The sequence below is a fragment of the Providencia sp. PROV200 genome, assembly GCF_049901995.1.
Classification (GTDB): domain Bacteria; phylum Pseudomonadota; class Gammaproteobacteria; order Enterobacterales; family Enterobacteriaceae; genus Providencia; species Providencia rettgeri_E.
On record NZ_CP096307.1, the window covers coordinates 2,857,781 to 2,877,521 of the forward strand.

Sequence of the window (19,741 nt, forward strand, 5' to 3'; positions counted from 1 at the left end):
CCTGCTTCTCTTACTCTCACCAATACCTCATTTAGCTATTTAGTGCTTTCTATTGTTTCGCTAGTAGGAACAACTCAGAACTAAAAAAAACATATTGATTTCATATGATTAAAGACAACATGAAAAAATTAGATAAATGTGGCCGACTGTTTTAGTGATCTACTTAACATCGCAGCAACAAACCATTTACTTTGCATATTATTTCATCTAAATATGTCTGTGTTATTAAACGGCACACTGTTCCTTTATCAGGAACAACAATATAACAATAGTGCTAATTCAATTGATGGCAGACAGGGGAAGCGATGAATAACCGACTACAATCCGCTGGGTTCGTATTAACCTTGTTAGATTATTTTTCAATCAGAAAGCCCGTATGGGGAGTGCGAGAACTAGCTCGCCATCTTGATAAAAGCCCTTCCGTTGTACAGCGAGGTTTTAATATTCTCGAAGAGCAAGGTTTCTTACAAAAAAATAAGAATAAAGAATATTTATTAGGTTTGCGATGTATTGAAATTGGTCATTTAGCCAATAACACACGCCAGTTTTCACAATTAGCGAGTGACTACTTACGCCCACTCGCTGATAAAACCCATGAAACTATATTTATTTATCGCCGTTACAATGATATCGCTATTTGTAATTTTATTTTAGAAAGCGACCATCTTATCCGCTTTACATCGAAAGAAGGGGAAGCGTTGAGCTTACATGAAGCCCCATTTACACAAATTATTTTAAGCTCAATGGGTATTTCTTATATTGATGAATACCTTTCTAAATATAATTTGCAAAATAACACCTTACTAAGAAAGCAATTAAGTCTCTATGCTGAAGAAGGATATGCATATTCAAAGGAAGCTTATTTAGCAGGAACGCAAGGGTTATCCGTTCCTATATTTTCTTTTGAAAAAGGTGTTTTAGGATCTTTATGTATTGCAGCATCAAGTCAAAGTAAAAATTTAACTGAGTATTACCCTTTATTAAAGTCAACAGCCAATAAGTTATCCGCCATATTTTAATTTATGGAAAATATAGGATAAAAGTAGTTATTAATTATTAAAATAAAATAGGTAACTCTATGAATATATCTCACGATAAAAATGATACTGAGGTACGTGTATCTATTTTTTCTCCAGCACTACTCATTGCAATAATTATTTTATCTTTTGTCGGTGCTATTATTGGTATTCAAATTATTGTCACACTAGGAATATCCGCAAATACATCAATAATCGGAGCTGTTCTCGCCATTTTATTATCTCGCATCCCACTTTCTATATTCGCATCATTTAAATTTATCGATGCACAAAATTTAATTCAAACCAGTATCTCTGCAGCAACCTTTGCCGCAGCAAATGGCTTAATAGTTGCCATTGGTGTGCCATGGGCATTGGGTATACCTGAATTAATTTACCCAATGCTGGCAGGTGCTTTCATTGCGATTATCATTGATGGCACGATTTTATATGGCTTGTTTAATACCCGAGCCTATCCTGCCAGTGCCTCTTGGCCTGCTGGTGTTGCCACCGCGGAAACTTTGTGGGCAGGAAACAAAGGTGGGAAACGACTAGGTGCATTACTGACTGGCTTTGCTGCAGGAGCTATTGGTGCAGGTTTTGGTATCCCAATGGCGTCTGCAGGTATTGCTTTGATTGGCAGTATTTTCGCATTATTCATGTTTGCTATTGGCCTACTCATTCGTGGTTTTTCTGAGTCAGGACTAATTACCTATAATTTATATGAAAACTATGTCCCGCATGGCGTGATGATTGGCGCAGGTATCGTCGCATTAATCCAAATTGGTGCCATTGTTTTTCGCAACAAAAAAGACAGCCAGCAACAGAACGAGGAAAGCGATGAACTGCGCCATAGTAGCAAACGTATCAAATCAACCTTAATCAAGGGCGCAACATTCTATTTTTTAACCGCACTAGCACTCACATTTATTAGCCAAATATTTATCACAATGACATTACCTCAGCTTATTGGATTCCTTATTTTTGCGACCTTAGCCGCGTTAATCCAAGAGATGATTGTGGGCATGGCGGCAATGCATTCTGGTTGGTTTCCAGCAACTGCAGCCGCTCTTATCTCATTGATGATTGGTATTTTATTAGGTTTCCCCCCTGAGGCATTAGCCGTTTTAGTCGGTTTTTGTGCCGCAACAGGCCCCGCCTTTGCCGACATGGGGTTCGATCTAAAAACGGGGTTTATGATCCGCGGTTATGGTAAAAATCAATCTGCAGAATATTATGGTAGAAAACAACAATATTTTGCCGCTATTATCGGCTTTTCCTGCGCCTTAGTCGTCGTTGCTCTCACATATGATTTTTATTTCGAGCAAGATAAAATAGTTCCTGCATCAAGGCTTTATGCCGCAACTATCCAAGCGGGTAGCTCATCAAATGTCGCTATGATGTTATTATTGTGGGCAATACCTGGTGCCATTATTCAGTTAATTGGCGGTGCTAAAAACCAGATTGGCGTACTCTTTTCAACTGGCTTAATGATTAACTATCCTATTGCAGGTTGGACTGTTCTTACTGCACTCGCAGTTCGAATTATCATTGAGCGTTTCTTCAATATCAGTTCCGATAAAATTTCAACTTTCGCTGGTGGGCTTATTGCCGGCGATGCTCTTTACTCCACGGCTAAAGCTTTCCTGCCAACTCTTAAAGCAAAACTGCTTTCCTTCTGGGTTAAATAATTTTATAGGAAATAATAATGACGAATATCTGGTTACAAGTGCAAAAAGACACTCTGGTTTCACAACACTATGCTTACTTTGATACGGGTGCCGCTGCACCACCACCAAAACCCGTAATAGAAGCCGTAAAACGTTATCTTGATAAAACCGCGGAGCAAGGGATTTATTTACCGAGTTTTCGCAAGCAAACCTATGATCAAGTTGAAATTTGTCGGCAAAAGTTGGCTGCATTTATCGATGCAAAACCCAGTGAAATTGCATTCACTAAAAATGGTACAGAATCTATCAGTTTAATTGCCAGAGGTATTTCTTGGCAAGCTGGCGACGAAGTCATAATTCCTGATACTGAGATGCTCAGCAATATTGCAATCTGGCAGTTATTAACACATGAAAAAGGGATAAAAATTATTAAGGTGAGTGCTGACAGCTATGGTGTCATTTCACCTGAATCTATCGAGCAAGCGATAACCTCTAAAACAAAGCTCATCAGTTTCGTTGCGTTATCCAACATAACGGGGGTAATTCAACCCGTACAGGCAATTTGTGAAATCGCTAGAAAGCATGGCGTACTTAGCCATGTTAGTGCTTCACAAGCACTTGGTATGTATAACGTTAATGTACAAACGTGGCAATGTGATTTTATGTCTTCTTGTGGCCGAAAAGGGTTAAGGGCCATAGAAGGGAGCGGCATTCTCTTTGTTCGTGAACCGTTAGTCCCACTATTAAACCCAACACTCGTGGGTTGGTGGAATAGTTCAATTGACCCAAAAACAGGTGACGTCATTATACCTCAAACGGCAAAACGGTTTGAAGCGGGCTGCCCTAATGTTCCTGCCATTATTAGTTTAGATTCTGCTTTAGACTATGCCGTCAATATCGGTATTGAACAAATTGAAAGCCGTAACCAGACACTCACTCAATATGCTATGCAGCAATTATCTCTACTTTCTGGCATCGAAATTTATGGTCCTAATAATAGTCACCAGCGAATAGGAATTATTCCATTTAATATTAATGGGATTTCCTCTGATGTCTTAATGCAAAAATTAGAAGCTAAAAATATCATTATCGAATCAGGCCATTTTATGGCAACGGCAATTTTAAAATTCTATCAAATAGAAAAAATGGCTCGTTTATCACTTCATTATTTTAATAGTGAAAAAGAAATCGATTTATTAATTAATTCAATGAAAGAAATAAAAAAGGAATATGAGAATGACTAACGCATTATTAATGAGTAGTTCTCGCATGAGGAATATGAATTACTTACAACATGCTGACGAACAAATCCATCGTTTATTGCAACATAAAAAACAACACATTTTATTTATTCCTTATGCCGCAGTTACATTCAGTTTTGATGATTTTGAATCAATTGTACAACCCGTATTTAATGCATTAGGTTATGAATTAACGTCAATTCATCACTTTAGCGACCCTGTCGTGGCAGTCAAACAAGCACAAGCTATTGCTATTGGTGGTGGAAACACCTTCGCCCTATTAAAACGCCTATATGATGCCAAAGTAGTAGAGTTGATTTCACAGCGAGTGAAACAAGAAAATATTCCCTATATGGGATGGAGTGCAGGTAGTAATGTCGCAACACCGACTATACGCACCACCAATGATATGCCAATTGTCCAACCACCTTCATTTAATGCGCTGAATATTTGCCCATTTCAAATTAACCCACACTTTATTTCTGGTAAACCAGTTGGTCATAATGGGGAAAGTCGTGAAGAGCGTTTAAATGAGTTTTTAACGATTAACCCCACAGAAGAATTGATCGCACTGTATGAAGGTACCGCATTATTTATAGAAAATGATCATGGGACCATTTTAGGTGATCAAAATGCCTTATGGTTACGCGCTCCTAATAAGATCGAAGAAATTCCCACCAATAAACCATTTAAATTAGATATCATTAAAGGAGCACAATAATGTCCTTGAATTATCTAAGTCAAGTTTATGACCTATTAGACACCCCTGATGTTGATGGTGAAAAAATGGCTGCATTACTTCATTCTGTTAATTCAAATCAATCTATTAGCTCAAATGATGCCATCATCACAGTTACCTCGATTCCTTATGAATTTCCAGAGGATACGAGTAAATTATGCCATTTCATTAAAGTGCTGATCCCTGGCTCTGAGGGTAAACACCGTGGAGGCCCTTACCCGACTTTAGGCATTATCGGTCGTTTAGGCGCACAACAGGCACAACCGGATCGTATTGGGCTGGTTTCTGATGCAGATGGTTCAATTGTTGCCTTTGCCAGCGCAATGAAACTGTTGGATATGGCGGCGAAGGGGCAACGCCTCAAAGGAGACGTCATTATTAGCTCTCATATCGCCACTCACGTTTCGATTACCCCTCATGATCCTGTTGATTTTATGGGGATGCCAGTTTCATCCAATACCATGAACCGATATGAAGTCGATGAGCAGATGGATGCAATTTTATCCATCGATACTTCAAAGGGAAATAGCATCATTAAACAGCGAGGTATTGCTATTTCCCCCACCGCTAAGCAAGGCTATATTTTACGTGTCGCACCTGATTTAGTGCGCTTACTGGAATATGCTACAGGGGATGTCGCGAAAACGTTCCCTATCACCACACAAGATATTTCCCCTTATGATAACGGTGTTTATCATTTTAATTCTATAATGCAACCACATGTTGCAACACACGCCCCCGTTGTTGGCCTTGCCATTACCGCTAAATCGATTGTTCCTGGCTGTGAAACAGGTGCAAGTTATGAAAGCGAATTAATTGATGCCACAAGGTTTACGGTGGAAGTTGCTAAACAATTTTGCTGGGATAAAATTCGATTTTATCAGCAAGATGAATATGAAACGCTTTATGATTTGTATGGTTCATTAGCTCAGATTCAGGGGTAGCTCTCAAATGAAAAAAGCCCACATTTGTGGGCTCTGTTGCTAACAAACCAGTCTGCATTAACCTTCTACGCTAACTTTTTTCTTCGTCATGACCATCGCAATAATTAATAACAAAATTAAGAAAATTGATAGAGTTAATAACAAGGAGTAGAAGCCATTCCATTGGTATTTTTCAATAACGATTGATAATGGATACCCCGCGATTGATGCACCAATATAGGCAAACAAGCTAACAAACCCAGTTGAAGCACCTGCAGCATTTTTATGCGAGTTTTCAGCGGCTGCCATCGCAATCAAAAATTGAGGACCAAAAATAAAGAACCCAGTCATAAAGAATAAGAAAGAAAATACATATTCGTTATCAACAGGAACAATCCATAAACAGAATGACGTGATAATAATCCCGAGCGCATAAATGACATTCATTTGCGCACGATTTCCTTTAAAGATTAAATCGGAGCCCCATCCTGCAACAATCGCACCAAAGAAACCGCCAATTTCAAACATCATGACGACAGCATTGGCCGACAATAAATTAAAACCGTGCTCTTCAATTAAATACAGGTTTGCCCAGTCATTTATCCCTGTTCTGACGATGTAATTCACCGCATATGAAATAGCAAGAACCCATAACACTTTATTTTTAAAGATATATTCGTTCAATATTTTGCCTAAAGGTAAACCCGCCCCTTTGGCTTCATATTTTAATTCTTCAAGGTCATTTCGCCATTCACCAACCGTCGGCAAGCCCATTGTCCGAGGCCTATCACGTAATAAAATACATAATCCAATACCAATCACAATGGCAATAATTCCCGGAATGATCATCCCATAGCGCCAGCCAAGGGCTAATGCGACACCGCCCGATAAAATGGGAATTATCGCGCCACCAATATTATGTGATGTATTCCAAATGGCCCACCAAAGTCCTCGTTCATTACGTGAATACCATGTGTTAAGTATTTTTGCACAAGGCGGCCAACCCCAACCTTGGAAAAAGGCATTTACCATCCACAACACGATAAACATACTGATTGAAGAGGTTAGCCCAAACAGGATGTTTACAACGCCTGTTGCTATCAAGCCAATCCCCATAAAATAACGTGGATTTGAACGGTCACCAATGATGCCAGAAAGAAATTTAGATGCCCCATAAGTCAGGTAAAATGCGGTTCCAACCATCCCTATATCGGCCTTTGTAATACCTAAATCAGTTAGCATTTCAGGCATAACAAAATTAAAGCTTTTGCGTGTGAAATAAAAAACGGCATAGCCAATATAACTGACAATCATTAAGTGTAATCGCCAGTATTTATATTTAGCGTCGATTTCAGACTTCGACATTGTGACTGGTATATCTGGTTGTTCTTTAAATATTGACATATTCAACCCCGGCTAAAAGTACAAGCAGGCAAAAATATGACAATAATTTAGTGGTAACAATAAGTGAAAACACCTAATTGTTACATTTTTATTACAGTTTTATTACAGAATGTTACCTTCATCAAAAAATGAATATTTTTATCTATTCCCTATAACACTCAAAAGAAAAATGAACTACCCAGTGTTATATAAGCTGTTTAGATGAAATAACATGAACCCCTTTAGTGGGATTTATTGCAGCCTCAAATAATGCTTTCGCAATATTTGTTGCGGGGCTAACTTGGCAGCTCGCGGGCAATATAGATGATAGACAGGAAATAATACGGATCACAACGACTTCACCCAAACGCACTTTTTGGCGGTCACCACTAATCACATTCGGGCGAACTAAAGTTAAAGAATCAAACCCCAGTGACATTAAATCTTGTTCAAGCTGCCCTTTCACTCGACTATAGAAAAATGGTGACTTCGCATTTGACCCCAACGCAGAAGTCAATACAAATGTTGGGCAATGCCATTTTTTGGCCAGCTGTGCACAGGTTAATGGATAGGTGTAGTCTACTAGGCGAAATGCCGCCTTCGAGCCCGCCGCTTTGAGGGTTGAGCCCAGCGCACAAATCACAGCATCGACTTCCCATAATGCAGCGTCGTCCGGTAAATGATTAAAATCTACAATAGGTGCTTGTAATTTCTCATGTTCTGCTAATGCATATCGTGTTGGCGCTATCACCTGAGTCACACGCGAGTCAGCAAGTGCCAATGATAAAACATGGCTGCCCACAAGGCCTGTCGCACCTAATAGTAATATTTTCATTTTATTCACCCATGCAATGAATGGATACATTCGATTATAGCCCGGCCAGTGAGGATCCACTAGATTAATGCTGTTTTTTCGTACTAACTTAGTTATTTGTGGCTCTTTTGTTGTTTGATTGTGAAAATTGCTTGATATTAGTAATTATTCTAAAGATAATCATTCTCAATATCATTTCGATTATCAACAAACTTAGTATGGTAAATAATATGACAGCCCCAGTTGCAGAAAATACCGTCGAAACGGCAAAACACACCGTAAAAACTGACGTGATAGAAAGCCAACAATTATTGGGCCCTGCTGGTAAGGTCTCAATTCAACATAATGGCGAGCTTTATCAATTGAGACAAACACGTACAGGTAAGTTGATCTTAACTAAGTAAGCCAGACCCAAAATAAGTCGTACCAAAATTTAATTCGCAAGCCACCTAGAGCAATTATCCAGGCAGCCAGCTTAATCTAAACATAGGAAAAGGTTTCTTATGGAGTTTAAACTGACGTCTGTATTTCACATTTGTGCTGCTAAATATCGAACTAGCAAGGATAGCCACTCGATACCTGACTATCGCACAGCGGTAGCGTTAATGTGCCACATCCAAAGTAGTACGGCTAACCATAAAACAATAGCCTGCTATTACCTCAGCTTTATAGCTTCATTATTTGTTTACTCCTCTTGCTATGTTCAGTCGCTGCTTACATGCAATTTTTCCTGTGTCATACCGAATTCAGGTCCTCCAGACCAACTCAACGTCATCAATTAATACGAATTCACTCTGCTTAATACAGATAAAAACTATATGGAGTATCACAATTATGTCCCCTGTTTTGCGAATGTCAGTCCTGACCAGCGCCATCTTAGGCGTGATAGCAAGTGCTCACGCACAAACACCAGAGCCAACCCCCAAAAAAAATCATCATGATGTGATGACCGTCTATGCGACAGGGAGCGAACGTGACAGCTTCGAAACCCCGATGATGGTCACGGTGATCAAAAATAATTCACCTGAAACAAAAACGGCCAGCACGGTCAATGATATTTTACGTAAAGTCCCAGGGATTGGCGTCACGGGAACCAGCCGAGCAAATGGGCAAGATATTTATATGCGTGGGTTTGATCGACGCGGCATTTTGACTTTGGTTGATGGTATTCGCCAAGGCACAGATACAGGCCACGTCAATGGCACCTTTATCGACCCCGCGCTGATTAAACAAGTTGAAATCATTCGCGGCCCTTCTGCTCTACTCTACGGCAGTGGTGCTATGGGCGGTGTGATTGCTTGGGAAACTGTTGATGCCAAAGACTTGTTGCGTGAAGGCCAAGACCACGGTTTCCGTGTCTTTACCGAAGCTGCTACCGGCGATCATAGTTTCGGTTTCGGCGGCACTGCATTTGGCCGTAGTGATAACCTTGATGGGTTATTCAGCTTTGTTACCAAAGAAACTGGTAATGTCCGCATGAGTAATGGCGATGACATGAAAAACAAAGAAACCATCGGTAACCTGCTGGCGAAAGGAACATGGCAAATCGATGAAGCACAAAAATTATCAGGCCAAATGCGTTACTACAACAACGATGCCAATGAGCCTAAAAACCCGCAAGAAATTAATGCAGGGAGTGACAATCTAAAAGTGAACCGCACCACCCGCCAACGTGATGCGCAGCTGACTTATCAAATTAAGCCAGGTTCACAGGACTGGTTAAATTTTAAAGTCACGCCTTATTACTCCGATATTAACATTACGGCAAAAGGCCAAGGAACCCCCTATGAAGGCCGAACACAAAAAACCTATGGCATAAAAGCAGATAACCGCTCTAACTTTTATGACTTGCCACTAGCGTCGCATAACCTAACTTACGGCAGTGAAGCTTATAAGCAAAAACAAACTCCTTATGCTGCCACCACCCAATTCCCCGATGCGGACATCACCTTTGCATCCGGCTTTTTACAAGATGAAATTAGCCTAAAAGATTTGCCTGTTTCCTTTATTGTCGGTACGCGTTATGACCACTATAAAGCCACATCAGATGGCAATGAAGATGTGAAAAAAGGCAAATGGTCATCTAAAGGCGCCGTTAGCATTACACCAACAGAGTGGTCGATGCTTTTTGCGTCATATTCAGAAGCCTTCCGAGCCCCTTCTATGATGGAAATGTATAACGACGAGGTCCACTTCCAAATGGGGCCAATCGTCAATAGATGGAGACCCAATCCTAACCTGAAACCTGAATCAACCCGTACTGCAGAATATGGTTTTGGCCTGCGTTTCGATGACCTATTGATGGATCGTGACAACCTGCAATTTAAAGCCAGTTATTTTGATACCAAAGCGAAAGATTACATCAACACATATGTGAATGTTGATAGATATGTTCTGCAAAATAACTACACCACATCAATCAATACTAAACGTGCCAAAATTTGGGGATGGGATGCCTCAATGGATTATAAAACAGACTATTTCAACTGGAGTTTGGCTTATAACCATACTGAAGGAAAAGATGAATCTAATGGAAAATCAATAACATCAATTAAACCTGACTCTGTCACCAGTAATCTGGCCGTGCCTATCTCAGACAGCGGTTTTTCCGTGGGCTGGTTAGGGGAATTTACGCGCCATACTGAATTCAATAAAGCTTCTAAAGCAGAACAACAAGCGGGCTATGCCGTACATGACTTCTACGTCAGCTACCAAGGTGACGGGCAACTCAAAGGGTTAGGAACCAGTGTCGTATTAGGCAATGCTTTTGATAAAGAATATTACTCATCACAAGGCATTCCTCAAGATGGACGTAATGCCAAGCTGCTTGTCAGCTTCCAATGGTAATTCACACAATATTAAGGAGATAAACGTGAATTCAGCACTTTACGAGCGTTACCAACAAGCAAAAACAGATAACAAAGCCAAATACGCTCGCGATCTCGCCGCCTATTTAAATGTATCTGAAGCTCAGCTGCTGCATAGTCGTGTTGGCCACGACAAAGCGGTTCGTTTAAACGTCGATGCCCCCACTTTATTGACAGAATTAGCCACTGTTGGAAAAGTGAAAGCGATTACCCGTAACGAGTATGTGGTTCATGAGCAAGTTGGCCGTTATGACAATGCGACATTTAGCCCCCATGGCGGTTTGATTTTAAACCCTCGAGCTCTTGATTTACGGATGTTTTTTAGCCATTGGGACGCTATATTTGCTTTGACAGAAGACAGCAAGCACGGTGAACGTCACAGTATCCAATTCTTTGATAAACAAGGTGATGCACTACATAAAGTTTACACCACCGATGAAACGGATATGGCGGCATGGCAAGCACTGATTGAAAAATACGCTACGCCAGACAATGCCGAGTTAACCCACGAACCTGCGGCTGCATTTACTAATCAGCCCGTCAGCGAAGAACTGAAACAACAGTTAGAGCAAGAGTGGCGCAACATGACGGACGTTCACCAATTCTTTGTTCTGCTCAAGAAAAACAACCTCAGCCGTCAGCAAGTTTTCGCTGCGGTTAGCGATGATTTAGCGTGGAAAGTGCCTAATGATTCCTTCAATCAGCTGATTAATACTGCGTTCAAAGATCAAAACGAAATTATGATTTTTGTGGGCAACCGCGGATGTGTGCAAATTTTTACTGGTGAAATCAAAAAAATCATGCCATATCAAAGTGAAGGTTCAGACTTAAAGTGGCTAAATATTTTCAATCCTGATTTCACCTTGCACATGATTGAAAATGGGATTGCCGAATGCTGGGTCACACGCAAGCCAACACAAGATGGCCATGTGACTAGCCTTGAAGTCTTCGATAACCAAGGAAATCAAATCGCACAAATGTATGGGCAGCGTACGGAAGGGACTCCAGAGCAAGAGCAATGGCGCCAACAAGTCACCGCATTACCCCGCATTTAAAATAGGTAACTTATTATGAAACAATGGCTTCTAATCTTATCAACGCTGTTTATCTCTTTTGGTTCTTATGCAGCAGAACGTATCGTCACCTTAGGGGGTGATGTGACGGAAATTGTGTATGAACTCGGAGCACAGGAACAGCTCGTCGCCCGTGACAGCACCAGCCTTCACCCAGAGCAAGCCACCAAGCTCCCTGATGTGGGCTATATGCGTATGCTTAACGCAGAAGGTGTGCTGTCAATGCGCCCGACTTTAGTCCTTGCGAGTGAGTTAGCCAAACCCTCAATGGCTCTCTCGCAAATCGAAAAAAGTGGCGTAAAAATTATCAAGGTGACAGGGAAACCCAGTTTAGAAGCCATTCCAGAAAAAATTACCACCATCGCTAACGTGGTCGGTAAAACAGAGCAAGGAAAGCAATTAGTTGATCAATTTAACCAACAGCTCAGCCAAGTAAATACAACTCCTATCGATAAAAAAGTCCTGTTCATTATGAGCCACGGTGGTGTTATGCCTTTAGCAGCAGGACGGCACACAGCGGCAGACAGCGTGATTAACGCAGTCGGTGCAAAAAATGCCATGAGCAGCTTCGACAGCTATCGTCCTCTATCCCAAGAAGGTTTGCTATCAAGCCAACCCGATTTAATCATTTTCACCAAAGAAGGGGTTAAATCATTAGGCGGAATAGAAAAAGTGTGGAAATTACAAGGAATGTCAATGACCCCCGCGGGGAAAAATAAAGCGCTTCTGGTTGTTGATGATGTCGGCATGCTCACCTTCAGTTTAGGTACGCCTGAAGTCATGAAACAACTACGTGAGGCATTAGAAAAATCCCAATGAGTCGCTTTAAAAACCCATTTTTGGTGATTATCGTTTTATTGTTCGCACTTGGTGGCTTAGTTCTCATCGCGTCGAATGCAGGCGCAATGAACTTTTCATTAAAAGCACTGTGGCAGGCATCTGCCACAGACTCGGATTGGCAGATATGGCTGAATATCCGCCTTCCTCGTGTGTTAATTGCCATTTTAGTCGGCCTTGCTTTGGCGGTGTCTGGTGCCATTATGCAAGGGTTATTTCGTAATCCCCTCGCCGATCCGAGCTTACTCGGTATCAGCAGCGGTGCAGCCCTATCCGTTGCTGCATTTATTGTTTTCTCGGTTTCATTACCTACCGTGATGCAAGGATATGGCCATGTTGCTGCCGCTTTTATCGGTAGCCTAGCCGTTTCTTTTATTATTTTTAGCTTAAATCGCTCATCAAATGGCAACCTCGCAAAATTACTTCTTGCGGGCATCGCTATCAATGCCCTGTGCATGTCATTCATTGGTGTTCTTAGCTATATCAGCAATGACCAACAACTCAGAACATTTAGCTTATGGATGATGGGGACACTCGGTAATGTTGATTGGACATCATTGACCATCGCAGCTTCCGTTATTCTGCCTATTTGTGCTATCTGCTTAATGCAGGGAAATAAACTCAATATTCTGCAATTAGGGGATGAAGATGCACATTACCTCGGGCTTAATGTCGAACGAACCAAATTTATTTTATTATTCCTCAGTGCCATTTTAGTCGGTTGTGCTGTTGCTATGAGCGGTGTTATTGGTTTTGTCGGCCTCGTTGTTCCGCACCTCATTCGTATGACGCTTGGGCCTGATCATCGTTGGCTCATTCCTGGTTCCGCTATCGTCGGTGCGGGGTTATTACTGATTGCCGATACTGTCGCGAGGACTGCGGTTGCACCTGCTGAAATTCCTGTTGGTTTACTGACAGGGTTAATTGGTGGCCCCTACTTCTTATGGCTCATTTTGCGACAGCCTGCAGGGAGGATCTAAAAATGCAAACAAAACCGTTCTTGTTAGAAGCACAAAATTTATCGTATAAAATCAGTGAAAAGACGCTTATAGATAATGTGAGTTTATCTATTGAGCAAGGGGAATTCGTGGTGATTATTGGCCCCAATGGCGCGGGAAAATCCAGCCTATTAAAATTGCTAACAGGCTATAACACTCCAACTCATGGCACATGCTTTATTGAAGGCCGAGCGATGCTTGACTGGGACCATAATGCATTAGCGCGAAAACGTGCCGTCATGAAACAACATAGTCACTTACAATTTGCTTTTACTGTTGAAGATGTTGTTGCGATGGGGAGAACCCCCTACGGTTCAGAACATAAACACACCGCCATCGATGAAGCCTTATCACAAACCAGTTGCCAATCACTACGCCAGCGAGACTACCGCCAGCTTTCAGGGGGGGAACAGCAACGCGTTCAATTGGCTCGAGTATTAGCGCAATTATGGCAACCCACAGCTCAACCCGCTTGTTTGTTTCTTGATGAACCCACTTCAGCGCTTGATTTATACCACCAACAACATAGCTTACGGTTACTACATCAACTTACCCGTCAACGACCGTTAGGCGTTTGCTGTGTATTACATGACCTGAACCTAACCGCGCTATATGCAGATAAAGTGTTATTAATTCATGATGGGAAGTTGGTCGCCCAAGGCTCCCCTACCGATGTTTTAACAACTGAAAACTTAACGCGTTGGTACCAAGCTGACCTCGGTGTAACTCAACACCCTGAAAATAATACACCTCACATTTATTTGCGCCACTAACTCAAACTTAACAAGCACTTTATCTAACTCGTTTTAAAGGTTAAGTGCTTTATTACTTCAGCCTGACAAAATAATTATCAATTCATATTTATTTTTATATTCAACCAATAGTTTTAATAATTTTAATTTTTCATATCACCAACTTTACTCCTTTAATGCACTTTAGATAATAAAGCAGTTATTAACCTCCAAACGCGTAGAATTTATATAATGTATTAATAAAACATTATATTTCAAAAATAAATTTCAGGTAACTTCACTTAGAATACCTTAGCATCGCGTAAGTATTTCAAAGGGTTTACATGGAAAATAACATTATTGAAACATTAATTGAGTTAACACATCGAGGAAATGATGATGTTAAAATTGCAGCTATTTCTGCTTTAGGTGATTATAAAGTCACCGTTGAACAACGAAATGCAATCAACCGCTTACTTGAACTCTGTAAAGACCCGAATAGAGATGTCGCAGTGTCCGCCATAAAAGCATTGAGTAAACTCTCTGAGCATTTTTAATATACAATTAACATCCTTCCTCAATACTTTTCTTAAAGCCAAAAGATTTTAATTGTATCCCACCATATCTAAAGCCACTAACGGATGAATAGCTAGTCGTATTTCTGCCTATTTATCCGTTATTTCAATTACTCCCATATTAACCAAAACTCAGATTAGTTGTGTTTTTTGATATTAATAAATTATTTATTTTCGTAGCATTCCCAATATTGAAATTAATATCTCAAAAATACATGAGTTTTAATTAACTTATTTAGTGATACTCATAAGTAGGATAATAAATGGATAACAAAGTCATCAGTACATTACTTGATTTAACAAAAAGAAAAAATGATGATGTAAAAATAGCTGCCATATCAGCGTTAGGTGATTGTAATATACGGCCAAAACAACATAATACGATTAATCGGCTGCTTGAATTATGTAATGACCCAAATAAAGATGTCGCAATCAGTGCCATTAAAGCAATAAGCAAGCTCTCATACGGGGGCTTCGAATAGCGATTTAGTCTTATTATGGTAAAATCATAGAGATAGTCAGGTGAAACCCGTTATTGGTCCCACCTAACTATATTTAGCAATTATCGTTATTTAGCAATTATCGTTTAAATAGCGTGCATGGAATGCAATATGCTCACCAATAAAGCTACTAATAAAGTAGTAACTGTGATCATAGCCATCACGTAGATTCAATCGATATTCAAATTGCTTTTTGTCACAAACACCGGCAAATAACTCAGGTTTTAATTGCTCTTGATAAAAAGGATCCGCAGTGCCTACATCCACCAAAATAGGTGGGATCGCCTCAGATTTTCTAATCAATTCAACGGTATCATATTGGGACCAACTCTCCGTTTCTTCCCCCAAATAAGCCATAAAGGCTTTTCGTCCCCAAGGAACTTGGGTTGGCGCAACAATCGGAGAAAATGCAGATAAACTAGAATATCGCCCTGGATTGCGTAAGCCAATCATTAAAGCCCCATGCCCTCCCATCGAATGACCGAAAATAGCGCGTTTATCTGTTACAGGCAGATGCGTTTCAACTAAATCGGGTAACTCAGACACAATATAATCATACATCCTGTAATGATTGCGCCATGGCGCTTGCTGAGCATTCACATAAAAACCAGCACCTTGCCCTAAATCATAGGCTTCGTCATCAGCGACCTCTGCACCACGAGGGCTGGTGTCTGGTGCAATTAGGATCACGCCATATTCTGCCGCAAATTGTTGGGCTCCCGCCTTAGTGATAAAGTTTTGTTCATTACAGGTTAACCCTGATAACCAATAAATCACTGGGCAAGCCGCTGTTTTCGCTTGTGGTGGTAGGTAGACGGCAAACTTCATTTCACAGCCGAGTACGGTGGATTGATGTTGATAAACATCCTGCCAGCCCCCAAAGCACGCATGGCGTTCAATTCTCTCCATCAAAGACTCCTTAATCATAGTGAATAACGGTGCGGATTGATTTACCTTCATGCATTAAATCAAATGCGTCATTAATACTGTCTAATGGCAATGTGTGCGTCACAAATGGAGACAGCTCAATGTCACCCTTCATGGCATCTTCAACCATTTTTGGCAATTGGCTACGGCCTTTCACACCACCAAATGCGGTGCCACGCCATGAACGCCCTGTTACTAATTGGAATGGTCGAGTTGAAATTTCTTGCCCTGCTCCAGCAACACCAATGATAATCGATTGGCCCCATCCCCTGTGTGCACTTTCAAGTGCGGCACGCATAACATTAACATTACCAATACATTCAAAAGTATGATCAACTCCCCACTGGGTTTTCTCAATCAGTACTTGCTGAATTGGCTTATCAAAATCGTTAGGATCCAAACACTCTGTCGCACCAAATTGACGTGCTAATTCAAACTTAGATGGGTTAGTATCAATGGCTATAATGCGGCCAGCCTTTGCTTGTCTTGCCCCTTGAATAACCGCAAGACCAATACCTCCGAGCCCAAAAACAGCAACAGAGTCACCTTCTTGTACTTTCGCCGTATTATGTACAGCACCAATACCGGTCGTCACTCCACACCCTAATAAACACACTTCTTCATGGTTGGCTTGAGGGTTAATTTTCGCCAAAGAAACTTCAGCAACCACCGTATACTCGCTGAATGTTGAACAACCCATATAATGGTAAACTGGCTGCCCATTATAAGAAAAACGGGTTGTTCCATCTGGCATCACACCTTTACCTTGTGTTTCCCTAACAGAGACGCATAAGTTTGTTTTACCTGATTCACAAAAAACACATTTTCCACATTCTGCTGTATAAAGTGGAATGACATGATCACCTACGCTAACGCTAGTAACACCTTCACCGACTTCCACAACAACACCTGCACCTTCATGCCCCAATACCACAGGAAATAAACCTTCAGGGTCATCACCTGACAATGTAAAAGCATCCGTATGGCAAACCCCAGTGTGGCTAATTTTAACTAACACTTCCCCAGCCTTTGGTGGCATGACATCAATTTCGACAATTTTTAATGGCTCACCGGGACCAAATGCGACTGCTGCACGTGATTTCATCGTTATTCCTTCTTTTTACCGCAAATAAGTTCGAATTAATGAGATAGCATCGTCTACAGAGTCTTTTTGCAACTGTGTTGTCGCAGACTCTTGAAGCCCTTCCCGTAAATGACTTTCTAATACCCCGGCCATCAGACCGTTAACGGCCCCTCGAATAGCGGCGATTTGTTGTAAAATGGCCGCACATTCAACTTCATCTTCCAAGGCCGACTCCAAAGCAAGTAATTGACCTTTCAATTTTCTGACCCGTGTAAGGACAGCTTTTTTTTTCTTTGGGGAATGTGGCATATTTAAGCCCCTTTAATATACATAGGGGGAGTATAGTATTGGTCGGATTATCTGTACAGAATTCCTTATTTTTATGACCCGAAAAGACAAAATAATACCCAGTGGAAAAGTAAAACAGTAAAACACCAATATCGAGCTTTACTGTCTCCAATTAGGAATAGATCAACGTTACAACAAGTTGAAGTATTTATCTGGCTGGTACTGAGGGGGAAGTGGTTGAATATCTAACATATCCAATGCATTACGCTCAATACTATTACAAATGGCATTAAGCGGTAAATCATTTGCAGCAACCCCAAATGGGTCTTCAAGTTCTTCCGCTAATGCGTCCCACGCTAAGAAAGTATAAGAAATAAAAACAGACACCAATGGCGTCATAAAATGTAAGTCAACGACCAACGCAAAAGGAAGTAATGAACAAAATAAGTAGACTGTTCGCTGTAAAATGAGTGTATAAGCGAATGGGATCGGTGTATTAGAAATACGTTCGCAACCACCGAGTACCTCCGATAACGCATTAATATCTTTATTAATGGCTTGAAAAAGTACATCACTGATGACTTTTTTATCACGTAATTCCCCCACCTTTAGGCCTATCTGCAATAATATTCGGCTAGTGGGAAACGGGCTCTGGATAACCTCATCAAAAACAGCTCGGGGCAGCAACCTATACAAATCAATGATTGGGCTGGTTTTTCTTAATTCATGTTTAAGGCTCCAACCAAAAGCGATCAATAAATTCGCGAACTCCTTCTGTTCTACGGGATCATTGGGTAATAATCCTTTAATATTCCTGAGAATATTTCTTTGGTTGATCAATAACGAAGCCCAAAGCGTTCGAGCCTCAATCAAGCGGCTATAACATGCATTATTACGAAAACCTAGGAATATTGCGATAGCAATCCCTAGTAAACTAAAAGGGGCAATCGTTAAGTGTATACCTAATCGTTCGTACCATTGAAAACTGAGTACGGCCACGATAGATATCATTATATTTAGAGAAAGCCGAAATGTTATTTTTGACAGTACAGAACCATGCCAGTCGAATAACCGAAAAAACCAGTGTTGATGAGGGCGAATAACCATAAGAAGACATATTGTGTTAAGAAAACGACATTAACTTATTATTTCATTGATTAATTCAATACGCTAGCGCCAAACAAAAAATTAAAGTGAAAGTTACTATAATTATAACAAGTGGCAATTGCGCTAAATTCATCTAACACGGTTTATTTTATAAATAATATTGGGTTTTAATATTACCTATTACATTACTTTTTAGCAGCTTTTAAGCGTTCAATTTCATCTTGTAGCGCCTCTATCTGCTGCTCTAAATGATCAGTTTCAGTAAAACTATATCGATGATTTAGTTTAGTTGGGCCTGTCGCTCCAGAATAATGGTCATAGCAATTATTTTGCACATTTGAAATCGCACGCTCTAATCCTGCAACCCTATTTCGATTTCCATGCATTTTGGCATATTTTAGTTGTTTCTCTAGTTGATAGATTTTTTTATCACAACCATAGTATTTATAACTTGCTTGAGCAGATACTGGAATAATCAGTGTTGATAAAATTATTAACAGTATTTTTTTCATGTTACATTCCTAATTCAAGAAATAATTTACCAGTGACTATTTCATCATTTTGATACATTATTAATATAGGCAAGCTCCTAATTTAACTTAAGCGAGATAAATATAACACGCAATTCGCATAAAACCACCAAAAATGGTAACATTAATTTATTGTTAACTTGAAAAACTAAGTGGCGATATTTTTTCACATGATTTATTACAGACAGACATATTTTTCCTTGATACCTTAAGGCTAAAGGATTTCTCTACAAGGATGTAGCCCGTTTTTGGTATTTATGTAGGTTGAAAATACGTACATTTACTGGGTTGCTAACAAAAAAACACATCAATTTAATTAACTCATATTTAATCGATTATTCTACAAAATTATCCATTTATATTTATTTCCATCAAAAACACTTATTTAAATTGTCGAAATTTATTACTTTCGATGAAATCTGATTCAGAATAGGTCGA

Annotated in this window: 20 protein-coding genes; 13 read left to right on the top strand and 7 right to left on the bottom strand. The window is 40.2% G+C overall.

The genetic code is table 11. From position 1 onward, the window contains the following. Positions 1 to 305 precede the first annotated feature (305 nt). Genes M1E86_RS13210 through M1E86_RS13230 form a run of 5 tightly spaced genes read left to right on the top strand, consistent with a single transcriptional unit; the run spans position 306 to position 5,610 of the window. Entirely contained in the window at positions 306 to 1,019 is a 714-nt protein-coding gene (locus tag M1E86_RS13210) for an IclR family transcriptional regulator (RefSeq protein ID WP_213914340.1), read from the top strand. Between the two features lie 59 nt (positions 1,020 to 1,078). Then, positions 1,079 to 2,707 carry an OPT/YSL family transporter gene (locus M1E86_RS13215; RefSeq protein ID WP_213914341.1) on the top strand — a complete coding sequence of 543 codons (1,629 nt, stop codon included), beginning with the start codon at positions 1,079 to 1,081 and terminating at the stop codon, positions 2,705 to 2,707. 17 nt (positions 2,708 to 2,724) lie between these two features. Next, positions 2,725 to 3,930, top strand: coding sequence for an aminotransferase class V-fold PLP-dependent enzyme (locus M1E86_RS13220; RefSeq protein ID WP_213914342.1), 1,206 nt, complete (start codon positions 2,725 to 2,727; stop codon positions 3,928 to 3,930). Then, on the top strand, positions 3,923 to 4,648 hold the full coding sequence (gene pepE, locus M1E86_RS13225) for a dipeptidase PepE (protein ID WP_213914343.1): 726 nt from the start codon (positions 3,923 to 3,925) through the stop codon (positions 4,646 to 4,648). The genes M1E86_RS13220 and pepE overlap by 8 nt, the downstream gene beginning before the upstream one ends. Beyond that, positions 4,648 to 5,610 carry a DUF1177 domain-containing protein gene (locus M1E86_RS13230; RefSeq protein ID WP_213914344.1) on the top strand — a complete coding sequence of 321 codons (963 nt, stop codon included), beginning with the start codon at positions 4,648 to 4,650 and terminating at the stop codon, positions 5,608 to 5,610. Before pepE ends, M1E86_RS13230 begins: the two co-directional genes overlap by 1 nt. A 57-nt stretch (positions 5,611 to 5,667) precedes the next feature. Here the strand turns inward: M1E86_RS13230 and uhpC are convergent, their stop codons facing one another. Next, complete coding sequence (gene uhpC / locus M1E86_RS13235) at positions 5,668 to 6,993, bottom strand: MFS transporter family glucose-6-phosphate receptor UhpC (RefSeq protein ID WP_426099129.1); 1,326 nt, start codon at positions 6,991 to 6,993, stop codon at positions 5,668 to 5,670. A 184-nt stretch (positions 6,994 to 7,177) separates the two neighbouring features. Then, positions 7,178 to 7,807, bottom strand: coding sequence for an NAD(P)H-binding protein (locus M1E86_RS13240; RefSeq protein ID WP_213914345.1), 630 nt, complete (start codon positions 7,805 to 7,807; stop codon positions 7,178 to 7,180). A 209-nt stretch (positions 7,808 to 8,016) separates the two neighbouring features. On the opposite strand from M1E86_RS13240, the gene hemP reads away from it, so the two are divergent. The 8 genes from hemP to M1E86_RS13280 all read left to right on the top strand — a co-directional run bounded on the left by hemP (position 8,017) and on the right by M1E86_RS13280 (position 15,349). Next, positions 8,017 to 8,190: a hemin uptake protein HemP gene (hemP, locus tag M1E86_RS13245; RefSeq protein WP_229597470.1), complete on the top strand. Its 174-nt coding sequence runs from the start codon at positions 8,017 to 8,019 to the stop codon at positions 8,188 to 8,190. A gap of 430 nt (positions 8,191 to 8,620) precedes the next feature. Next, the gene (locus M1E86_RS13250) at positions 8,621 to 10,633 is read left to right on the top strand and encodes a TonB-dependent hemoglobin/transferrin/lactoferrin family receptor (RefSeq protein ID WP_125894038.1); all 2,013 of its coding nucleotides are present in this window, start codon (positions 8,621 to 8,623) and stop codon (positions 10,631 to 10,633) included. Between the two features lie 25 nt (positions 10,634 to 10,658). Continuing rightward, the gene (locus M1E86_RS13255; RefSeq protein ID WP_125894040.1) at positions 10,659 to 11,708 is read left to right on the top strand and encodes a hemin-degrading factor; all 1,050 of its coding nucleotides are present in this window, start codon (positions 10,659 to 10,661) and stop codon (positions 11,706 to 11,708) included. Between the two features lie 15 nt (positions 11,709 to 11,723). Beyond that, positions 11,724 to 12,545 carry a heme/hemin ABC transporter substrate-binding protein gene (locus M1E86_RS13260; RefSeq protein WP_125894042.1) on the top strand — a complete coding sequence of 274 codons (822 nt, stop codon included), beginning with the start codon at positions 11,724 to 11,726 and terminating at the stop codon, positions 12,543 to 12,545. After that, a complete protein-coding gene (locus M1E86_RS13265; RefSeq protein ID WP_213914347.1) occupies positions 12,542 to 13,543 on the top strand; it encodes a FecCD family ABC transporter permease in 1,002 nt (333 codons plus the stop codon). Before M1E86_RS13260 ends, M1E86_RS13265 begins: the two co-directional genes overlap by 4 nt. 2 nt (positions 13,544 to 13,545) lie before the next feature. Further along, a complete protein-coding gene (locus M1E86_RS13270) occupies positions 13,546 to 14,334 on the top strand; it encodes a heme ABC transporter ATP-binding protein (RefSeq protein ID WP_213914348.1) in 789 nt (262 codons plus the stop codon). Between the two features lie 302 nt (positions 14,335 to 14,636). Then, positions 14,637 to 14,849, top strand: a complete 213-nt coding sequence (locus M1E86_RS13275) for a HEAT repeat domain-containing protein (RefSeq protein WP_213914349.1) — start codon at positions 14,637 to 14,639, stop codon at positions 14,847 to 14,849. 281 nt (positions 14,850 to 15,130) lie between these two features. Beyond that, a complete protein-coding gene (locus M1E86_RS13280; RefSeq protein ID WP_213914350.1) occupies positions 15,131 to 15,349 on the top strand; it encodes a HEAT repeat domain-containing protein in 219 nt (72 codons plus the stop codon). 90 nt (positions 15,350 to 15,439) lie between these two features. Here M1E86_RS13280 and fghA read toward each other — a convergent pair whose 3' ends face one another. The 5 genes from fghA to M1E86_RS13305 all read right to left on the bottom strand — a co-directional run bounded on the left by fghA (position 15,440) and on the right by M1E86_RS13305 (position 19,285). Next, complete coding sequence (fghA, locus tag M1E86_RS13285) at positions 15,440 to 16,276, bottom strand: S-formylglutathione hydrolase (RefSeq protein WP_213914351.1); 837 nt, start codon at positions 16,274 to 16,276, stop codon at positions 15,440 to 15,442. A 10-nt stretch (positions 16,277 to 16,286) separates the two neighbouring features. Beyond that, the gene (locus M1E86_RS13290; protein ID WP_213914352.1) at positions 16,287 to 17,399 is read right to left on the bottom strand and encodes an S-(hydroxymethyl)glutathione dehydrogenase/class III alcohol dehydrogenase; all 1,113 of its coding nucleotides are present in this window, start codon (positions 17,397 to 17,399) and stop codon (positions 16,287 to 16,289) included. Positions 17,400 to 17,414: 15 nt separating this feature from the next. Further along, complete coding sequence (locus tag M1E86_RS13295; RefSeq protein ID WP_426099130.1) at positions 17,415 to 17,687, bottom strand: metal-sensing transcriptional repressor; 273 nt, start codon at positions 17,685 to 17,687, stop codon at positions 17,415 to 17,417. 168 nt (positions 17,688 to 17,855) lie between these two features. Next, positions 17,856 to 18,773, bottom strand: a complete 918-nt coding sequence (locus tag M1E86_RS13300) for a bestrophin family protein (RefSeq protein ID WP_213914353.1) — start codon at positions 18,771 to 18,773, stop codon at positions 17,856 to 17,858. A gap of 185 nt (positions 18,774 to 18,958) precedes the next feature. Beyond that, positions 18,959 to 19,285: a DUF1090 family protein gene (locus M1E86_RS13305; RefSeq protein WP_102137452.1), complete on the bottom strand. Its 327-nt coding sequence runs from the start codon at positions 19,283 to 19,285 to the stop codon at positions 18,959 to 18,961. Positions 19,286 to 19,741 lie beyond the last annotated feature (456 nt).